The organism is Micromonospora sp. NPDC050795 (genome assembly GCF_044456785.1).
GTDB lineage: Bacteria > Actinomycetota > Actinomycetes > Mycobacteriales > Micromonosporaceae > Micromonospora.
On sequence record NZ_JBITGE010000011.1, the window covers coordinates 1 to 18796 of the forward strand.

Genomic DNA, 18796 nt, shown 5'->3' on the forward strand with positions numbered 1-18796 from the left:
GGACAGGTGCCAGATGAGGCAGGACCGCAACAAGATCAGCCGATCGCACGACGCACCCTACACAGTGGACTTGGTACCCCGAGCCGGGTCAGTCCCGATCACGGAAAGTGGGCCAGATCCCTGAAACTGACCCCGTAGCGACGGATTGGGATTGCCCCCCGAAGGCTCGTTTCGTCCTACTTGTCGCGGTCCTTCGCGAGGAGTTCTCGGCGGGCTTTGGTGCGGTAGGACTCGCCTGCGAGGGTGAGGACCTCGGCGTGGTGCACGAGGCGGTCGATCATCGCGGCGGCGACGACTTCGTCGCCGAAGACCTCGCCCCACCGCCCGAACGGCAGGTTCGAGGTGACGAGGATGGAGCCGGTCTCGTAGCGAGATGCAACGAGTTGGAAGAACAGGTTCGCCGCGTCGGTGTCGAAGGGGATGTAGCCGACTTCGTCGACGATGATGAGCTTGTAGCGGCGAATCTTCTTCAGCTCGGCTTCCAGCGCGCCGGTGTGGTGGGCTCGGGCGAGTCGGTCGATCCAGTTCGTCGCGGTGTCGAACAGGACCGAGTAGCCGGACTGGGTGGCCTTGATCCCGAGCCCGATCGCCAGGTGGGTCTTGCCCAGGCCGGGCGGGCCGAGCAGGATCACGTTCTCCGTCTTCGGGATGAACGTCGCCGTGGCCAGGTGCGCGAGCACGTCCTTCCTGAGGCTCGGCAGGTGGTCGAGGTTGAAGTCTTCCAGGGTCTTGATCGCCGCGAAGTGCGCGGTGCGGATCCGCATCGTCGTGCCGGCGGACTCCCGGTCGGCGACTTGCCGTTCCAACACGGCGGCGAGGTACTCCTCGTGCGATCAGTTCGCCTCCCTGGCCTGGTCGGCCAAGATCTCCCAGGTCCGCCCGATCGTGGGCGTCTTGAGGACTCTGGTGAGGTAGGTGAGCTTTGATCCCAGCCCGTCCGGCGTCGGTCTGCTCTTCGTTGTCGTGGTCATTTACTTCCCTTCGATTGCGTTTTCCTGGACCGCCTCGAGGTCGGGGCGGGGGTCGAAGTCCACGCCGAACAGGGCGTCGTAGTCCGGCAAGGCGCGGATCGCCACGACGTGTCCATCAGCGTGCGAACGAGTCGAGGCCTGCCGCCGGCGGGCGGCCAAGTCCTGGCGCAGCAGCCGGGCGGTGGCCTGATGCTCGGGATCGGTGATCGTGCGGGCGTGGCCCCAGTCGCGGTCGTGATCAGCCACGACCTGTCCGGCGCACGAGGCGACCATCCGGGTCGGGGTGGCGAGCACGTCGACGAACCTGCCGATGCACCGAGGGTCCACGGAGTAGTCGTTGCTGTCGATACGCACGTAGTAGTCCCGCCCGAGCCGCACCCGATGAGTGAGCCCGATCGCCGGCGCCACCGGCGGCAGAGCCACCATCGCTGCCCGGTCCACCGCCCACCTGGCCGTGGGCGTCGCCGAGCCGATCGCGCGCAGGACGCGCGTGTTCGCGCGCTGCACGAGCCAGTCGCCGATCTGGACGTTGAATCGGAACACCCTCGGCCCGATGCAGCCGACGAATCTCAGCCCAGTCTTCCAATGCGATCACCCCTCCAGCCTCGGAGGGGTCAGTCCCAATCCGCCGCTAGAGGGTCAGTCTCAGCGCGTCGTCGACACGCCCTGCAAGATCAGAGAGCAAAGCCCCGGGAACTGTTGAACGCGCGACTGCCTTCGCTCGTTGAGGGGCCAGTACCGAAGGATGAGGAGATCCAGATGGCACCTAGGCATTCCGATCCTGTCTATGCGCAGGCGTTGAACACCCTACCGATGGGCACCCGCCTCGGGCGGGACACCACAGTGACGCTGCCCGGTCATCCCGACCCTGTTCACATTGGCCAAATGATTGACGAATTGTGGCAGAACGTCCGCAGCGCGGGGCGGGCGGGGGCGGCGCCGGATCCGGCGTTGGTCGCCGCGTTGTCCGCGCACGGCCTGCGCCAGCGCCCGACCACGCCCTCCGACCAAAGATGGCGGCTGGACCCCTACAGCGCCGCAAGAGCCTGGCCCGCTCAGGACCTTGCGCAGGCGTTGAACAGCCTGCCGGCAGGCACCCGCATCACGCAAGACACCATAGCGACGCTGCCCGGTAATCCCGTCCCTGTTCCCATCGGCCAAGTGGTGAGGTCATTGCTGGACACCTCAGCCCGCGGGGGGCTGACGGCGGCGCCGGATCCGGCGATCGTCGCCGCGTTGGCCGCGCACGGCCTGCACCACAATCCGACCGCGCCCGACGGCAGATGGCGGGTGCAACCCGCAGCAGCCGTCCCTGCCGGGCCCGTCCCCGCAGGGAACACCGCCACCACCGCCCTGACCGGTCCCACCGCCCTGACCGGCCCCGCCCCCGGCCCCGGGCGTGTACCGAGCATCGCCGAGCTTCTCAACCCTCCAGGGCAGCCCCCACACCTCGCTGAAAACCCGCCATCGCCACGACCGGCGCCCACCACTGTCACCAAGACTGACAGAATCGCCCAGTGGCTCCTCGCCATCCCAACCGTGCCACCGGCGGGCACCCCAACCGTGCCATCGGCGGGCATCGCCGCCGCGGCGCGGCTGTCGACCGCTACTGCCCCAGCACAGCCGAGAGCCGCCAACCGCGAGGACCGCGGCTATTTCCCCACCCCCACCCGTTCCCGGTCAGCCTCCCCGGAGCCGTCTCGCTAACGGCACCGTCAACCCCCGGGTAGCAGAGAGGTCTCCCTGTAGACATCCATAGGTTCGCAGAAAGGGCGCCCCGTCTTGGTGACAGGGCGCCCTTCGAGTTGATGCAAGGGGTTTTCAGCGGCGGTCGCGGCGGTGGTCCCGGATGCTCTCGGCGGTGGTCAGGATCTGCCGGGCGGTCAGGCTGTTGTCGGCCGGGTTGATCTGAGTCGCTGCGGCGAGCACCTGGTCCTCGGCCTCGCGGCGGCTCTGAGCGGACTCTTGCTGGAGCTGCTGGAATCGGGCGCGGCTCATGCTGGTGTTTCCCTTCGGTCAGCTGGTGATGAGGATGGCGGCGACCAGCAACCAGGCGTAGTGCCAGGACTGGTCCAGGGCGTACGCACCGGTGCCCAAGCTCTGGTTGTCGTCGCGGTCGGCGCGCGGGGTGCCGAGCTGCCAGAACCGGCCGGACCCGGTCCGGTCGGCCAGCCAGCGCAGCGGCGCGCGTCGGTCAGCGATGAAGTGCGTGACCAGGTTGACCGCCATGCCGACGGCGAGCCCGGCCGGCGAGATGGTCAGCTCCGTAACCAGCGCGACCAGCGCGAGCACGACCAGCTGGGTCGCGCCGTAGGTGGCCACGTGCTTGGCGCAGTACCAGCGGGACCGCCAGCTCGAGCAGTGCTCGTGTCGACCGCCGCCGTGGTCGGAGTCGCAGCCTTTGTTTTCGGCCTGTGGCTGGGTCCGGATGAACCCTTTACCGCTGGGACACCAGGCCCACCACCCGCCGACTCAAGTGACACCTATTGCCGGTCGCTCTAAGGCCTGTTTCATAAGAACTGGCCGGCCTGCGGCGGGTCCGGACGACGACCGGCGGCGTTGCGGTTGCGTCCGGATACAACACCGGTATCCGGACGCAACCGCGCCTTGCCGGATCGCCGCCCGGACACCGCCTCGGCTCGACCGCCCTGATGAAACAGGCCTAAGGCCTGGACGCCGGCAGCGTCGTGTCCGGTGGTGGCCGCTGACCGGCCGTAGGCTGGTGTCGTGTCAGCCGTCAGTGAGGGTGCCGGGGCCGAGGAACCGGCCGGTACGTCGGCGCGGCCGCGATGAGCCGACCGGACCGGGGCACCCGGGCCATGCACCAGGCACTCCCGCCAGCGTTGCGCGACGCTGTCGACGACTTCGCCGAGCACCTGTCCCGGGTTCGTAACCGCTCGGCGCACACCGTCCGCGCGTACGTCACCGATCTGGTCTCGCTGCTCGACCACGCCGTCCGGATGGGCTGCGTCGACCTCGCCGAGCTGGACCTGTCGGTGCTGCGCAGTTGGCTGGCACGGCAGCGCACCACTGGTGCGGCCCGCACGTCGTTGGCCCGGCGGGCCGCCTCGGCGCGGGCGTTCAGCGCCTGGGCGCACCGGGCCGGCCTGCTCCCCGCCGACGTGGGCGCCGCGCTGGCCAGCCCTCGCGCGCACCGGGAGCTGCCCAGCGTGCTGCGCGCCGATCAGGCCGCCGCTCTGGTCGAGGCGCCGTCCCGGCAGGCACCTCCCCCGAACCCGCCAACGGAGTCGGGCCCGAGCGAAGCCGTCGAGGCGGTTCCGCTCCGGGACCGGGTGCTGTTGGAACTGCTCTACGCCACCGGCGTACGGGTCAGCGAGGCCTGCGGGTTGGACGTCGGGGACGTCGACCACGGCCGACGGGTGATCCGGGTGTTCGGCAAGGGCGGGCGGGAGCGCTCGGTGCCGTACGGGGTGCCCGCCCAGCGGGCGTTGGACGACTGGCTGCGCCGGGGCCGCCCGCTGATGGTGGGCGCCCGCTCCGGCGACGCGCTGCTGCTGGGGGCCCGGGGTGGTCGGCTCAACCCGACGACCGCCCGTCAGGTTGTCGGTGCGTACGCCGAGGCCGCCGGGCTGCCCCGGACCAGCCCGCACGATCTGCGTCACTCCGCGGCCACCCACCTCCTGGAGGGTGGCGCGGACCTGCGCGCCGTGCAGGAGCTGCTCGGCCACTCGTCGCTGGCGAGCACGCAGATCTACACCCACGTCTCGGTCGAGCGGCTGCGTACCGCCTACCGGCAGGCGCACCCGCGCGCCTGATCAAGGGCCGGAGAGCGCGCACGCCCGCCTGATCAAGGGCCGCGGGCGCGCGAGCGTGGCGGTTACGATCATCAGGTGAGCGTCCCGAATCCTCCTGAGCCGATCCCGGGCGCCCGTCTGCTCTTCTCCCTGGACCCGGCGGTCAGCCACCTCAACCATGGCTCGTTCGGCGCGGTGCCGATCACCGTGCAGCGTGCCCAGCAGCGGCTGCGCGACGAGATGGAGGCGAACCCGCTGCGCTTCTTCACCCAGGGGCTGGTGGACCGGATCGCGCACACCCGCCGGCACCTCGCCGGGTTCCTGGGCGCCGACCCGGACGGCAGCGCTCTGGTGGGCAACACCACCACCGGCGTCGCAGTGGTGCTCCAGTCGATTGGTCTCAAGGCCGGCGACGAGGTGCTGAGCACCGACCACGAGTACGGGGCGGTGAGCCTGGCGATCCAGCGCGAGTGCCGCCGCACCGGCGCGGTCAGCCGAGTCCTGCCGATCCCCCTGGCCGCCACCGACGAGCAGATCGTGCAGATCATCCGCGCCGGCCTGCGCCCGGGGCGAACCCGGTTGCTCGTCGTCGACCAGCTCACCTCGGCCACCGCGAAGCTCTTTCCGACCGCCGCGGTCGTCGGGGTGGCCCGCGAACACGGCGTGCCGGTCCTGGTGGACGCCGCGCACGCCCCGGGCATGCTGCCCATTTCGGTGGCCGGCATCGGCGCGGACTTCTGGGTGGGCAACCTGCACAAGTGGGCGTTCGCACCACGTGGGACCGCCCTGCTGGCCGTGGCACCGCAGTGGCGGGACCGGATCGAGCCGCTGGTGGTGTCCTGGGAGCAGGAGTCGGGTTTCCCGGCCCGGCTCGAGTGGCAGGCCACGCTCGACTACACGTCCTGGCTGGCCGCCCCGGCGGGCCTGTTCACGATGCGCAGCCTCGGCGTCGACCGGGTGCGGGCGCACAACGCGGCGCTCGCCGCGTACGGCCAGCGGGTGGTGGGGGACGCCCTGGGGGTGGCCCCCGCCGATCTGCCCGACCCCGGCGGGCCGGGGGTGGCTCTGCGCCTCATCCCGCTGCCGGCCGGCACGGGCACCACGATCGACGCGGCGCGGGCGTTGCAGGCGCGGATCGGTGAGCGGCTCGCCGCCGAGGTGGCGGTGATGAGCTGGAACGGCCGGGGGTGGCTGCGGCTCACCGGCCAGGTCTACAACGCTTCCGACGAGTACGAACGGCTGGCCGCACGGCTGCCGGCACTGCTCGCCCAGCGCTGACCGGGCGGCCGGGAGCGGACACCGCGGCCGGACCGACGGGGAGCAGGCGCACCGGGCCGAGGCCGAGCAGGGCCAGCGGGTCGAGATAGTCCTCGCCCCGGCGCAGGCCCCAGTGCAGGCACGCCTCGGCCGGGCACCCCGGATGCCCGGGCAGCAGCTCGCCCAGCGGCGCGCCGGCGGTGACCGGCTGGCCGGGGCGTACGCCGGGTCGGACCGGCTCGTGGGTGGTCCGCAGCCCGTCGGCGTGCCCCACGGTGACCACCGGTCGACCGGCCACCAGACCGGCGAAGAGCACGGTGCCCGGCCCGGCGCTGCGGACCACCGCTGCGGCGGGAGCGGCCAGGTCGACGCCGCGATGGCCGGGCAGCCACGGTCGCGGCGGCGGGTCGAACCGGCGCACCGGGCGGGGCGGCCCGTCGAGCGGCCACCGGAACCGCCCGGCGGGCGCCGGGTCGACGATCGGCTCCCCCAGGGCCGCGACCGGCACGGTCGGGGTCGGGGGTTGGCCGGGCACCGCCGCCACCAGCACCGCCAGCCCGCAGAGCTGGACGGTCAGCGCGAGCGGGAGCGCGGCGCAGAGCAGCACGGTGCGGCGGATCGAACGGACGGATGGCTGTCGCATGACGGCAGCCTCGGGCCGACGCGGGGCCGTCCGCCAGCCCGGCCGACGAGGCTGTGGACAACCGGAGGCGCTGTGGACGACCACCCGACGCCCTCGATGATCTGCTATGCCCGAGACGGCGGAACGGTGGCCACGGCCCGCCGCGAGAACGCGGCCGCAGCTCCGGTGTCGTTCTCGGGTCGCCACGCAGGGCCTAGGCTGGGCCGCGTACGGCGGGTGCCGCCGTCGGTGCCGGGGAGGCCGCATGACCACTCTCGATGACCGGACGTCGTCCCTCACCGGGCCCACGGTGGCCGACGTGAGCGGCCCGTCCCGGCTCGCGGAGCCGGACGAGACGATCAGCGCCGAGGAGCTGCGACTCGCGGCCCGCAACCACGGCATCCCGTTGGAGGCGCTGCGCTACGACGTCACCCCGGCCGGGTTGCACTACCTGCTGATCCACTACGACATCCCGGAGCTCGACCCGGAGACGCACACACTGACCATCGGCGGCGCGGTCGACAGTCAGGTGACTGTCACCCTCGCCGACCTGCGCGAGCGGCCCCGCGTCACCCGGCAGGTGACCCTGGAGTGCGCCGGCAACGGGCGAGCCCTGCTGCATCCGCGACCGGTCAGCCAGCCCTGGCTGGTCGAGGCGGTCGGCAACGCGGAGTGGACCGGCACCCCCCTCGCTCCGCTGCTGCGGGAGGCGGGCGTCGACCCGGACGCGATGGACGTGGTCTTCACCGGCGCCGATCACGGTGTGGAGCGTGGGATCGAGCAGGACTACCAGCGGGCGCTTCCGGTTGCCGATGCGCTGCGCGAGGAGGTGCTGCTGGCGTACGAGATGAACGGTGCTCCCCTGCTGCCGCAGCATGGCGCGCCGCTGCGGCTGATCGTGCCGGGCTGGTACGGGATGGCCCACGTGAAGTGGCTCCACTCGATCGAGCTGCGGACCGAGCCGTTCGAGGGGTACCAGAACGCGGTGGCCTACCGCGTACGCCGCGACGCGGACGACCCAGGCGTGCCGGTCACCCGGATCGAGCCACGGGCGCTGGTCCGTCCGCCCGGCTTCCCCGACTTCATGTCCCGTCGTCGGGTGCTGCGACCGGGCCCGTGCACCCTGGATGGTCGGGCCTGGTCGGGGCACGCCCCGGTGGTCGCCGTGGAGGTGACCACCGACGGCGGGCGGAGCTGGGCGCCAGCCGAGCTGGACCCGGCGGACGCGGGGGACTTCGCCTGGCGGCGCTGGCGGCACGAGTGGGTCGCCACCCCCGGCCGGTACGTGCTCGGCGCGCGGGCGACCGACGCGTCCGGGCGGACCCAGCCGGTCGAGCAGCAGTGGAACCGTGGCGGCTTCGCCAACAACATGGTGCAGCGGGTCGAGGTCGTGGTGCCGACCGAATGATCGGCGGCGGGTGTCACGCCACGGGTGGGGGCCCCGTGGCACGGCCCGGCGGCTCGGGTGCGCTCAGCCGCCGAAGCCAGAGTCGGCGGGCAGTGAGATGTCGGGCTTCTCCAGCTCCTCGACGTTGACGTCCTTGAAGGTCATCACCCGGACGTTCTTCACGAAGCGGGCAGGACGGTACATGTCCCATACCCAGGCGTCGTGCATCTCGACCTCGAAGTAGACCTCGCCGTCGGAGTTGCGCACGTGCAGGTCGACCTGGTTGGCCAGGTAGAACCGACGCTCCGTCTCCACCACGTAGGAGAATTGGCGGACAATGTCGCGGTACTCCCGGTAGAGCTGCAGCTCCATCTCGGTCTCGTACTTCTCGAGATCTTCCGCGCTCATCGCACTCCGCCTTCCATGGCCACATCTTCCCCCACCGGCGTCTGAGGCCGAGGCTGCTCGCCCAACGCCACGCCGACGGTACCCCCTGACGCCCACGAGCGCTCCATCGGCTCGTCCGGGCCGTGGCCGCCGGGCCGTCGGGCGCGCGGCGGCCGGCCGTCGCGGCCGGAGACCGCGGCGACATTGACGTACGAGAACCGGTGCTCCCGGCACGGCCCGTGCTCCCGCAGCGCCGCCGAGTGCTCCGGGGTGATGTAGCCCTTGTGCTCGGCGAAGCCGTACGCCGGGAACACCCCGTCCAACTCCACCATGAGCCGGTCCCGGGTGACCTTGGCCAGCACACTGGCCGCCGCCACACATGCGGCCACCCGGTCGCCCTTCCACACCGCCAAACCGGGTACGCCCAGGCCGTCCACGCCGAACCCGTCGGTCAGCACGTACTCCGGGCGGGTGGTGAGCGAGGCGAGGGCCCGACGCATCGCGGCCAGGTTGCACACGTGCAGACCCCGGGCGTCGACCTCCTCGGCCGGGATGACCACCACGGCGTACGCGAGCGCGCGGTCCACCACCTCCGCGTACACCCGTTCCCGGCTGGCCGGGGTGAGCAGCTTCGAGTCGGCCAGCCCTTCGATCTCGCCGCGCCTCCCCTCGGGCAGCACCGCCGCGGCGGCGACCAGCGGGCCGGCACACGCTCCCCGGCCCGCCTCGTCGGCGCCGGCGACGTGCCGGAAGCCACGCCGCTGCAACGCCCGCTCCAGGGCGTACAGGCCGGCCTCGCGGCGCACCACGGTGCGCGGCGGGGTCAGCACGACGCTCCGCCCGGGCCGGCGGCGGTCGACTGCCCCAGTCGGGTCAGCAGGGCGGGCAGTTCGGGCGGGTAGAACCGGTCACCGCTGGCCACCAGCTCGTCCGGAACCCACCAGCGGTGGTCGGCGATGCTGCGGCGCTCGATGTCGTTGAAGCCGGTGGTGTCCACCTGCCAGGAGTCCACCCGGAAGAGGAAGAAATCCTGCTCCTGGCGGTACCAGGTGCCGTCGAAGGAGAACTCGGTCGCGTCGGCCCAGACCGGCTCGCCCAACTGGGCCGGGTCGAGCCGCAGGCCGGTCTCCTCGGCCAGCTCCCGGGCCGCGCCCGCCGCCGGCGACTCCAACGGATCGAGCCCGCCGCCGGGAGTGAACCAGTATCGGTGCCCGGGTCGGGCCGGGTCGTAGCCCTCGAACAGCAGGACCCTGCCGGCCGCGTCGACGAGCAGCACGCGAGCCGCGCGTCGAGGGGTGTAGACGGTCACCGCACCAGCCTGCCAGACCGACGGCGGATCGCCCACGCCCCGTCGGCCTACGGCTTGGGAATGCCGTCGAACCCGTCGGGCACTGTCAGCCAGGTGGCCCGGTTGACCGGCCAGAAGACGGTGAACGCCCGCCCGACCACGTCTTCCTCGGGGATGGTGGCCTCGGTGATGTCCTGCTGGGACTGCTGCCAGTGCTCCAGTGAGTCGCCGGAGGCGGAGCGGTGGTCGCCCATCACCCACAGCCGGCCCTTCGGCACGGTGATGTCGAACTCCTGGTCGGCGGCCTTGTCGCGAATCCCGTCCATGGAGAAGATGTACGGCTCGTCCAGCGACTTGCCGTTGATCATCAGCCGTTCCTCGGGGTCGCAGCAGACCACGTGGTCACCGGGGATGCCGATCACCCGCTTGATGAAGTCCTCACCGTCGGGGTTACCGCTCCACGCGGTCGGTGCCTTGAACACGATCACCTCGCCGCGGTGCGGTGACCGGAAGTCGTAGACCAGCTTGTTGACCAGCACCCGGTCATCGATCTTGAGAGTGTTTTCCATGGACGGGGAGGGGATGAAGAAGGTCTGCAGCACGAAGGCGCGGACCAGCACCGCGACCAGGATCGCCACACCCAGCAGGATCGGCAGCTCCTTCCAGAAGGAGCTGCGCGGCTTGTCGGTCTGCTCGTCAATCACGCCAAGGAGCCTACGTTGCCCGGCTGGACGGCACCGTCCGGAACGCGCGGGAACCACGTAGCGCGGCTGCCAACGGAAGCATCAGCAGCACACCGCCCTGCGGAGTCGGTCTCGCCGGAGTCGCACCGGGGGACGCCGTGGCCGGCCCGGAGACGTCCTCGAACGTGGACGGCACCGACAGCGCGCTCCACCGCGACGACGGCCAGACCACCATGAAGGCTCGGCCCACCACGTTGTCGATCGGCACCGGCCCCTGGCAACGCGCGTCCTGGGAGACCTCACGGTGGTCACCCATCACGAAGATCTGACCGGGTGGCACGACGATCTCGTCGAAGCGCCGGGAGCGACATTCCGACGGGTTGGGTGGCAGGTCCAGGGGTGAGTCCCGCAGGACGTACGACTCGTTGAGCGGGACGCCGTTGACGGTCACCCGGCCCTGACTGTCGCAGCACTTGACCCGGTCACCGGGCAGACCGATCACCCGCTTGATGAAGTCCTTCTCACCGGGGCGGCTCACCCCGACCAGATCGCCGACGGTGCGGGCGAGCCGGCCGCCGACGCCGGGCTTCGGCTGCTCGTCGACCTGCGGCGCCCAGCGGTCGGTGCCCCGGAAGACCACCACCTCGCCGCGCAGCGGGTCACGAACGTCGTAGACGACCTTGTTGACCAGCACCCGGTCACCGACGAGGAGGGTGTCCTCCATCGAGCCGGACGGAATGAAGAACGCCTGGAGCAGGAAGGTGCGGATCAGCACCGCGAGGCAGAACGCGACCACCAGCAGCAGCGGCAACTCCTGCCAGAGCGGCATCTGCCGGCGGGTGCGGCGAGCCCGTCGGCGCCACGGATCGACGGTGCCGTCCTCGTCAAGCGTCTGCACCACGCCACTCCCCGGTCCGCAGAAAACACCACCGCCCGGGAGCCTCGTCGAGGCTCCACGGGCGGTAGTGGACAACTACCCGCCACCTGGGCGGGACCGCCGCCTCGCTGCGCCCGTACCGACCAGGGTAGTGCGCTCTGGTCGGTACGGCATACGCGCAGCTCGGGCGGCGTGGCGAGCGGGAAGTCAGCTGGGCTGCTTCTCCCGCTTCTCCTTGATCTTGGCCTTCTTGCCGCGCAGCTCGCGCAGGTAGTAGAGCTTGGCGCGACGCACGTCACCGCGGGTCACGACCTCGATCCGGTCGATGCCCGGGCCGTTGAGCGGGTAGGTCCGCTCGACGCCGACACCGAAGCTGACCTTGCGGACCGAGAAGGTCTCGCGCAGACCGTCACCCTGGCGGCGGATCACGACGCCCTGGAAGATCTGGACACGGGACCGGTTGCCCTCGACGACGCGGGCGTGCACCTTGACGGTGTCACCGGCCCGGAAGTCGGGAAGGTCGGTCCGCTTCGACTGGGCGTCAAGGGCGTCCAGGATGTTCATCGCTGCGTCCTCGTAAGGCTCACGGCGCACCGTCACTCGGTGCGCGGGTGGGTGATTCTGATTCCCGGGTGGTGATCGGCGGACCGACCCCGGTCGGGGATCCTCGCAGCCGACCGCGGGCGCGGACGGATGCGGCAACCCCCCTACTTTGCCACATCCCCCGGTGGAGGTTGAAATCCGGCCTGGTCCAGGGCCGCGATGTCCCGTTTGTCGAGCCGATCGGCCGGCAGCGCGGCCAGCAGATCCGGCCGGCGGGCGGCCGTGCGCAGCAGGCCCTCCTCGCGCCGCCAGCGGGCGATCCTGCCGTGGTCACCGGAGCGGAGCACGTCCGGCACGTCGTGCCCACGCCAACTCGGCGGCTTGGTGTAGATCGGCGCCTCTAGCAGCCCGTGCGCGTGCGACTCCTCGTCCAACGAGCCCGCGTTGCCCAGCACCCCGGGCAGCAGCCGGGTGATTGCTTCCAGCATCACCAGGACCGCGACCTCGCCGCCGAAGAGCACGTAGTCACCGAGCGAGACCTCGGTGACCGGCATCCGGGTGGCGGCGTGTGCCAGGACCCGCTGGTCGATTCCCTCGTAGCGGCCGCAGGCGAAGAGCAGATGGGACTCGGCCGCCAACTCGTACGCCATGGCCTGGGTGAAGGGGGCACCGGCCGGCGACGGCACCAGCAGCCGTGGCGGCGGGGCGTCGAGCGGCGCGAGGGCGTCCAGTGCCTCACCCCACGGCTCGGGGCGCATCACCATTCCCGGCCCGCCACCGTAGGGGGTGTCGTCGACGGTGCGGTGCACGTCGTGGGTCCAGGTCCGCAGGTCGTGCACGGCGAGCTGGAGTACGCCGTTGGCCCGCGCCCGTCCGATCAGCGACAGGTCCAGCGGGGCGAAGTACTCCGGAAAGATCGACACGACGTCGACGCGCATGCGGGCTGGTCCTAAAGGTCGAGCAGTCCGGCTGGCGGGTCGACGATCACACGTCCGCCGGCCAGGTCGACCTCCGGAACGATCGCCCGGACGAACGGGATCAACGCGGTACGCCCCTCGGGGCGCCGCAGCACCAGCAGGTCGGACGAGGGCGCGTGGTCGATGCGGGCGACCTCGCCCAGGCGTTCGCCGGCCGGAGTCACCACGGCCAACCCGACCAACTGGTGGTCGTGGAACTCCTCCGGGTCGTCCGGTGGGGTCACGTCGGCGCTGTCCACCACGAGCAGCGTCCCCCGCAGCGCCTCGGCGGTGTTGCGGTCCAGGATGCCCTCGAAGGCGATCAGCACCCGCCCCTGGTGGAAGCGGGCTTCCTCGATGGTCAGCTCCGCGGGAACCCGGAACGGCACTCCGGGCTCATCGCTGGCCGGCGGGGGTGTCGCCCCCGGCTCAGTGCGCAGCACACCGCTGCTGCGCGGGGACGCAGTCGGGGGCGTCGCCCCCGGCTCAGTGCGCAGCACACCGCTGCTGCGCGGGGACGCAGTCGGGGGCGTCGCCCCCGGCTCAGTGCGCAGCACTGTGCCGGGGGCGAACCGTGCCTCGGGCTCGTCGGTCCGCACCTCCACGGTGACCTCACCGCGGACACCGTGCGGCTTGCCGATCCTGCCGACGACGAGCTGCATCAGTACGAGTCGACGATGTCGACGCGAACCCCGCGCCCGCCGATGGAGCCGATCACCTGGCGCAGCGCCTTGGCGGTCCGGCCGGACCGCCCGATCACAGTGCCGAGGTCCTCGGGGTGCACGCGGACTTCGAGCCGCTTACCCCGACGGGAATCGACCAACCGCACCCGGACGTCGTCCGGGTGGTCGACGATGCCCTTGACCAGGTGCTCCAACGCCGGACGCAGTGGCATGTCAGGCCTGCTCACCGGCGTCGGCAGCGGCCGGCGCCTCGGCCTTCGGCGCCTCGGCGGCCGGAGCCTCAGCCTCGGTCTTCGGCGCCTCGGCAGCCGGAGCCTCGGTCTTCGGGGCCTCGGCAGCCTTGGCGGCCTTCTTGGCCGGCTTGGCCGGGGTCTCCGGGGCGAGCCCGGCGGCGGCCTTCGCCTCAGCCTCGTACGCCGCCTTGCGGTCGGCCCGCTCGGGGGCGACCAGGAGCGGCGGCGGGGCCGGCAGGCCCTTGTACTTCTGCCAGTCACCGGTCAGCTCCAGCAGACGCTGCACCGCCTCGCTCGGCTGAGCGCCGACGGACAGCCAGTACTGGACCCGCTCCGACTTGACCTCGATGATCGAGGGGTCTTCCTTGGGCTGGTAAACCCCGACGAACTCGATCGCCCGACCGTCACGCTTGGTGCGCGAGTCGGCGATGACGATGCGGTACTGCGGGTTGCGGATCTTGCCCATCCGCAGGAGCCGGATCTTTACGGCCACAGTTGTTTCGCTCCTGTTGCGATCTCACCGGCCCAGGCGGGCGGTGTGCATGGGTGAGCGCCGACCGGACCCGTGGGGTTGGGCCGGAGACTACTCGGTGGACTGGCGACGTGCCCGGGTTAGAGGGCGCCGGACGCGCGCCGGATACCAGCGACCTATTCTGCCAGATCCGATGCCGATCTTCCGCATCGGACCCGTACACCGCGTTGCCGGTGACCTCGACACCGCTCAGCGCACCGGCGGACGATCCCATCCCGGTGGCAGTTTGTCCGGTATGCCCCACTGTGGTGGGGGTGTGAAATCACACCAGGTGCCGTCGAACGGGAACTCGCCAGCCTCGGCGACCGCGATCACCCGCTCCCCCTCGGCGCGGACGGCCTTCTCGTCGGTCACCCAGTAGTCGGCGCCGAAGGCGAGCCGCTCGACGAACTCACCCTCGTCCTTCCACTCCCAGCTGCGATCCGGCCACACCACCACGTCCAGGTCCTGGTCCACCACGTCGACGCCGGCCACCGGGCCGTCGTCCCAGCGGACACCGGGCTCCTCAAGGTTGACGTACCAGTGGGCGAACCGGCCCTGGGCGTCGGAGAACCACCAGACGGAGTGCGCCGCCCCCGTGGGCAGGAACTTCAACAGCGGCGGGCCGTTCCAACGCCCCTCCGCCAACCGGTACGTCGACGAGATCCACTCGGCGAACGGCATGGCCCGCATCCCCAGCCCGGCCTCGGTCACCTCGTGGGCCACCGGCGAGTCCCGGGCGATCCAGACCAGCAACCCTCGATCATCGTCGCTGACCACGCGGGCCGGCCGGACCCACCCGATCCGGCCGTGCCGCACGTTCCGATGCATGATCAGCCGACCCGGCTCGAACCGGTCGACGGGGTTGCCCGGCCGCACCTCAGTAGGCGCGGGCGAGGATGGCGACCAGATCCGGCTCGTCCTCCGAGTCCGGTACCGAACCGTCGGCGCGCAGCAGGCAGCGCACCGTGACGCCCTGACCGTTCGCCTCCGCCTCACCAGCCACACCGACTGCCGACCACGGCACCCGCGCCCAGCCGGTCGCGGCGGCCTCGATCGCCTCGGCCAGGGTGGCCACCTCGACGGTGCGCGACTCGCGGTTGGCCAACGCCTGGTCGTGCAGCACCTGCTGGTCGGTCTCCAGGGCGGCCAGCACCGCGGTGACCACGTCCGCCACCGGCGTCGGGGTCTTCGAACCGTCGGTCCGACGCACCACCGTCGCGTTGCCCACGGCCAGGTCACGGGGGCCGACTTCGACGCGTACCGGATAGCCACGCAGCTCGGCGTCGACGGCCCGGCGGCCGAACGGGGTGTCGGTCCGGTCGTCGAGCGCGACCCGGACACCGGCGTCGCGCAGGCCGTCGCGCAGCTTGGCCGCCGCCTCGCCGACGCCGTCGCCATCCTTGACGATCATGACGTACGCCTGGATCGGCGCGAGCCTCGGCGGCACGCGCAGGCCGTTGTCGTCGCCGTGCGCCATGATCAGGCCACCGAGCATCCGGGTGGACGTGCCCCAGGAGGTGGTCCAGGCGTGCTCCCGGCCGCCCTCCTTGGAGGAGTAGCTGATGTCGAACGCCTTGGCGAAGTTCTGGCCCAGCTCGTGGCTGGTGCCCAGCTGCAACGCCTTGCCGTCGCCCATCATGCCTTCGCAGGTGTACGTGGCCGTCGCCCCGGCGAAGCGCTCACGCTTCGTCTTCAGACCGACCACCACCGGAATGCCGATCACGTTGACCATCAGGTCCTCGTACGCCTCGTGCAGGATCCGCCGCGCGTACGCCCGGGCGTCCTCACGGGTGGCGTGCGCGGTGTGCCCCTCCTGCCAGAGGAACTCGCTGGTACGCAGGAAGATCCGCGGACGGAGCTCCCACCGGACCACGTTCGCCCACTGGTTGAGCAACAGCGGCAGGTCCCGGTACGAGTCGATCCACTTGGCCATGAACTCGCCGATGACCGTCTCGCTGGTCGGACGCACCACCACCGGCTCGGCCAGCGGCTTGCCACCACCGTGGGTGACGACCGCCAGCTCGGGCGAGAAGCCCTCGACGTGCTCCGCCTCGCGCTTGAGGTAGCTCTCGGGGATGAACAACGGGAAGTACGCGTTCTCCGCACCCGCCGCCTTGATCCGAGCGTCCATCTCAGCCTGCATACGCTCCCAGATGGCGTAGCCGGCCGGTCGGATGACCATGGTGCCGCGAACCGGGCCGTTGTCGGCCAGCTTCGCCTTGGCGATCAGGTCCTGGTACCAGCGGGGAAAATCCTCCGCACGGGGAGTGAGCACGCGTGCCATGACCGCACATCCTATGCGCCGCTCGTCAGGGCGGTGCGCTCGGGCGCGGCATCGTCGGCCCCCGCCGCCATGCCCTTCCTCCGTCCGCACCCCCGGGCAGCCGCGCCCACCCCCGGGCCCGAGGCCCCCAGATCCGGCACACCTGGCCGCGAACCGGGTGCGCCGACTGGCCCGGCACCGGCAGCTGACCCGGCCCGATCGTCGACCGGTCCGGCCGACACGCCGGCCTACACTTCGACCACCATGATTGAGCAGAGGGACCCCACCCCGGTACGGACCGGCATCGTCGACGCCGCCCGCGCGCTGACCGTCGCGACCGGATGGGACGGCGTCCGGATGGGTGCCGTCGCCAACACCGCAGGGGTGAGCCGACAGACCGTCTACAACGAGTTCGGCAGCAAGGCAGGGCTGGCCGAGGCGCTCGCCCGCGCCGAGGTGGACCGGTTCGTCGGCGCCGTCCGGGCCGCTCTGCTCGCCCACGACACCGACGTACGGGCCGGCGCGTACGCGGCCATCGCGCACACCCTCACCACGGCTGCGGAAAACCCGCTGATCAAGGCGATCCTGACCAGCGCCCGGGGCGGCTCGGATGAACTGCTGCCGTACCTCACCACCCGGGCCGAAGTGGTGCTCACCGAGGCGTCCGGCGCCCTGGTCGACTGGGCCGGCGACCACCTGCCCGGAGCGGACCAGGCCGCGCTGACCTTCGCCGCCGACAGCATCGTCCGCCTGGTGGTCAGCCACATCGTGCTCCCCCGCGAACCGATCGAGCAGACCGCCACGGCCCTCGCCGACCTCGCCGTACACCTCTTCAGCGCCGCCGCCCGCCCACTCCCCTGACCCCCCACCCTCATGCAACCCCCGCCGACCCGCGCCCGGTCACCCGCGCCCCCTTGGCCATGCCCGCTTGCCCACGCCCCGCACCCCCACCGGGTCCGCACCCGCGCCCGCGCAACTTCCTGGATGTTGCGGCCTCAGGTGCGCAGGAGGCAGCAACATCCCCGATGTTGCGGGGATCTTTCTCCTCGGGGCCTGCCTGATCTCGCCACCAGGGTCAAGATCGCGCTCGATCATGGATGTAGTGGCATCCTCCGACGCGGAGGCCACTACATCCTGGTTCGAGCGCGATCTTGCGACGTAGCCGGCAGGACCGGGCCTGGAAGACACGGCACGCTCGGGCGGTGTGGCGCTCGTGGGGGGGTCAGCGGATGACGCGGCCGCGAAGGATCGTGCGGGACGGGGCGCGGACGACGCGCAGGTCACTGCGGGGGTCTTCGGGGTAGACGGTCAGGTCGGCGAGGCCGCCTTCGACCAGGCCGGCGAAGCCGAGCCACGCGCGGGCGCCCCAGGAGGCGGCGGCGAGTACGTCGACGGGTGCCATGCCGGCCCGTTCGTGCAGCAGCAGCATCTCCTCGGCGGCGAGCCCGTGATCGATGCCACCGCCGGCGTCGGTGCCCACGTAGATGGGCACCCCAGCCTCGTACGCGGCACGCACCACCTCGGGGAAGCCGTCGCGCAACGCGAGCATGTGGTCGGCGTACCCGGGAAACTTGCCCCGCGCCTGCTCGGCGATGCCCCCGAAGGTGGCAATGTTGATCATCGTGGGGACCAGGGCGGTGCCCTGGCGGGCCATCTCGTCGATGAGGTCGAGGCTGAGCCCGGTGCCGTGCTCCACCGAGTCCACCCCGGCCCGCACCATGATCTCGACGGCCGACTCGGAGAAGGTGTGCACTGCGGCGCGTACCCCGGCGTCGTGCGCCGCCCGCACGGCGGCGGTGAGGGTGTCCGCGTCCCAGGCCGGCGCCAGGTCACCGACGCCACGGTCGATCCAGTCGCCAACCAGCTTGACCCAGCCGTTGCCGGCCCGTGCCTGCGCGGCAACAGTGGCGGCCACCTCGGTCGCGTCGACCTCCACGCCGATGTCGCGCAGGTAGCGCTTCGGCGGGGCGACATGCTGGCCCGCGCGGGCCAGTCGCGGCAGGTCCGGCTCGTCGTCGAGTTCGGGGTACGGGTACGGCGAGCCGGCGTCCCGGATCGCCAGCACCCCGGCGTCCCGGTCGACGTGGGCCAACGCGCGGGCCTGGTCGAGTGAGGTGATCGGGGCGCCACCTCGGGCGATGCCGATGTGGCAGTGAGCGTCGACCAGCCCCGGCAACACGAAGCCGCCGTCGACGACGGTCTGGGCATCGGGTACGGGGGTGAAGGTCACCCGGTCGCCGACCAGCCAGAGATCCCGCACCTCGTCGTCGGGGAGCAGCACGCCGCGCACATGAAGAGCCATGCGCACAGTCCTACCCGATCACTCCCCGGCGGGGGCAAGCAGGTCGTTCTTCCGAGCGGTCAGGGCGTCCTCCAC

22 protein-coding genes and 1 pseudogene are annotated in these 18796 nt (G+C 71.4%); 5 read left to right on the top strand and 18 right to left on the bottom strand.

The window, feature by feature from the left end; translation table 11 throughout:
• Positions 1-176 precede the first annotated feature (176 nt).
• Positions 177-971 (bottom strand): annotated as a pseudogene (istB, locus tag ACIBEF_RS11935) (IS21-like element helper ATPase IstB).
• Complete coding sequence (locus ACIBEF_RS11940; protein ID WP_396793406.1) at positions 972-1514, bottom strand: Mu transposase domain-containing protein; 543 nt, start codon at positions 1512-1514, stop codon at positions 972-974.
• A 342-nt stretch (positions 1515-1856) separates the two neighbouring features.
• Between ACIBEF_RS11940 and ACIBEF_RS11945 the strand changes: the two genes are divergently transcribed.
• On the top strand, positions 1857-2678 hold the full coding sequence (locus ACIBEF_RS11945) for a hypothetical protein (protein ID WP_396793407.1): 822 nt from the start codon (positions 1857-1859) through the stop codon (positions 2676-2678).
• Positions 2679-2792: 114 nt separating this feature from the next.
• Here the strand turns inward: ACIBEF_RS11945 and ACIBEF_RS11950 are convergent, their stop codons facing one another.
• Positions 2793-2969 carry a hypothetical protein gene (locus ACIBEF_RS11950; protein WP_396793408.1) on the bottom strand — a complete coding sequence of 59 codons (177 nt, stop codon included), beginning with the start codon at positions 2967-2969 and terminating at the stop codon, positions 2793-2795.
• An 18-nt stretch (positions 2970-2987) separates the two neighbouring features.
• A complete protein-coding gene (locus ACIBEF_RS11955) occupies positions 2988-3293 on the bottom strand; it encodes a hypothetical protein (protein WP_396793409.1) in 306 nt (101 codons plus the stop codon).
• A gap of 467 nt (positions 3294-3760) precedes the next feature.
• Here ACIBEF_RS11955 and ACIBEF_RS11960 point away from each other — a divergent pair, with 467 nt between their 5' ends.
• Positions 3761-4747 carry a tyrosine recombinase XerC gene (locus ACIBEF_RS11960; RefSeq protein WP_396793410.1) on the top strand — a complete coding sequence of 329 codons (987 nt, stop codon included), beginning with the start codon at positions 3761-3763 and terminating at the stop codon, positions 4745-4747.
• Positions 4748-4822: 75 nt separating this feature from the next.
• Positions 4823-6004 (top strand): aminotransferase class V-fold PLP-dependent enzyme, encoded by a 1182-nt coding sequence (locus tag ACIBEF_RS11965; RefSeq protein ID WP_396793411.1) that lies wholly within the window; start codon positions 4823-4825, stop codon positions 6002-6004.
• Here ACIBEF_RS11965 and ACIBEF_RS11970 read toward each other — a convergent pair.
• The gene (locus tag ACIBEF_RS11970) at positions 5925-6626 is read right to left on the bottom strand and encodes a murein hydrolase activator EnvC family protein (RefSeq protein WP_396793412.1); all 702 of its coding nucleotides are present in this window, start codon (positions 6624-6626) and stop codon (positions 5925-5927) included. The two genes, ACIBEF_RS11965 and ACIBEF_RS11970, sit on opposite strands and share 80 nt — an antisense overlap.
• A gap of 244 nt (positions 6627-6870) precedes the next feature.
• On the opposite strand from ACIBEF_RS11970, the gene ACIBEF_RS11975 reads away from it, so the two are divergent.
• On the top strand, positions 6871-8013 hold the full coding sequence (locus ACIBEF_RS11975) for a sulfite oxidase (RefSeq protein WP_396793414.1): 1143 nt from the start codon (positions 6871-6873) through the stop codon (positions 8011-8013).
• A 63-nt stretch (positions 8014-8076) separates the two neighbouring features.
• Here ACIBEF_RS11975 and ACIBEF_RS11980 read toward each other — a convergent pair whose 3' ends face one another.
• The 12 genes from ACIBEF_RS11980 to proS form a co-directional block, all read right to left on the bottom strand.
• Positions 8077-8400 (bottom strand): DUF2469 domain-containing protein, encoded by a 324-nt coding sequence (locus tag ACIBEF_RS11980; RefSeq protein ID WP_007075222.1) that lies wholly within the window; start codon positions 8398-8400, stop codon positions 8077-8079.
• Positions 8397-9209, bottom strand: coding sequence for a ribonuclease HII (locus ACIBEF_RS11985; protein ID WP_357205579.1), 813 nt, complete (start codon positions 9207-9209; stop codon positions 8397-8399). Before ACIBEF_RS11985 ends, ACIBEF_RS11980 begins: the two co-directional genes overlap by 4 nt.
• Entirely contained in the window at positions 9203-9688 is a 486-nt protein-coding gene (locus ACIBEF_RS11990; protein ID WP_396793416.1) for an NUDIX hydrolase, read from the bottom strand. The genes ACIBEF_RS11985 and ACIBEF_RS11990 overlap by 7 nt, the downstream gene beginning before the upstream one ends.
• A gap of 47 nt (positions 9689-9735) precedes the next feature.
• Positions 9736-10371 carry a signal peptidase I gene (gene lepB / locus ACIBEF_RS11995; RefSeq protein ID WP_366608254.1) on the bottom strand — a complete coding sequence of 212 codons (636 nt, stop codon included), beginning with the start codon at positions 10369-10371 and terminating at the stop codon, positions 9736-9738.
• A 10-nt stretch (positions 10372-10381) separates the two neighbouring features.
• Positions 10382-11251, bottom strand: coding sequence for a signal peptidase I (gene lepB, locus ACIBEF_RS12000; protein ID WP_396793419.1), 870 nt, complete (start codon positions 11249-11251; stop codon positions 10382-10384).
• 183 nt (positions 11252-11434) lie between these two features.
• A complete protein-coding gene (rplS, locus tag ACIBEF_RS12005) occupies positions 11435-11791 on the bottom strand; it encodes a 50S ribosomal protein L19 (RefSeq protein WP_030335223.1) in 357 nt (118 codons plus the stop codon).
• A 143-nt stretch (positions 11792-11934) separates the two neighbouring features.
• Positions 11935-12708 carry a tRNA (guanosine(37)-N1)-methyltransferase TrmD gene (gene trmD / locus ACIBEF_RS12010; protein WP_396793421.1) on the bottom strand — a complete coding sequence of 258 codons (774 nt, stop codon included), beginning with the start codon at positions 12706-12708 and terminating at the stop codon, positions 11935-11937.
• A gap of 11 nt (positions 12709-12719) precedes the next feature.
• On the bottom strand, positions 12720-13388 hold the full coding sequence (rimM, locus tag ACIBEF_RS12015) for a ribosome maturation factor RimM (protein ID WP_396793423.1): 669 nt from the start codon (positions 13386-13388) through the stop codon (positions 12720-12722).
• Positions 13388-13648, bottom strand: coding sequence for an RNA-binding protein (locus ACIBEF_RS12020; RefSeq protein WP_186718042.1), 261 nt, complete (start codon positions 13646-13648; stop codon positions 13388-13390). The genes rimM and ACIBEF_RS12020 overlap by 1 nt, the downstream gene beginning before the upstream one ends.
• Positions 13623-14135 (bottom strand): 30S ribosomal protein S16, encoded by a 513-nt coding sequence (gene rpsP, locus ACIBEF_RS12025; RefSeq protein ID WP_396793425.1) that lies wholly within the window; start codon positions 14133-14135, stop codon positions 13623-13625. Before rpsP ends, ACIBEF_RS12020 begins: the two co-directional genes overlap by 26 nt.
• Positions 14136-14363: 228 nt before the next feature.
• On the bottom strand, positions 14364-14984 hold the full coding sequence (locus tag ACIBEF_RS12030; RefSeq protein WP_396793427.1) for a DUF402 domain-containing protein: 621 nt from the start codon (positions 14982-14984) through the stop codon (positions 14364-14366).
• Between the two features lie 49 nt (positions 14985-15033).
• Positions 15034-16440: a proline--tRNA ligase gene (gene proS / locus ACIBEF_RS12035; RefSeq protein WP_355005246.1), complete on the bottom strand. Its 1407-nt coding sequence runs from the start codon at positions 16438-16440 to the stop codon at positions 15034-15036.
• A 243-nt stretch (positions 16441-16683) separates the two neighbouring features.
• Between proS and ACIBEF_RS12040 the strand changes: the two genes are divergently transcribed.
• Positions 16684-17280 carry a TetR family transcriptional regulator gene (locus tag ACIBEF_RS12040; RefSeq protein ID WP_396793429.1) on the top strand — a complete coding sequence of 199 codons (597 nt, stop codon included), beginning with the start codon at positions 16684-16686 and terminating at the stop codon, positions 17278-17280.
• Between the two features lie 361 nt (positions 17281-17641).
• On the opposite strand, the gene ACIBEF_RS12045 is transcribed toward ACIBEF_RS12040, so the two are convergent.
• Positions 17642-18721, bottom strand: coding sequence for an amidohydrolase family protein (locus ACIBEF_RS12045; protein ID WP_357261456.1), 1080 nt, complete (start codon positions 18719-18721; stop codon positions 17642-17644).
• Positions 18722-18796 lie beyond the last annotated feature (75 nt).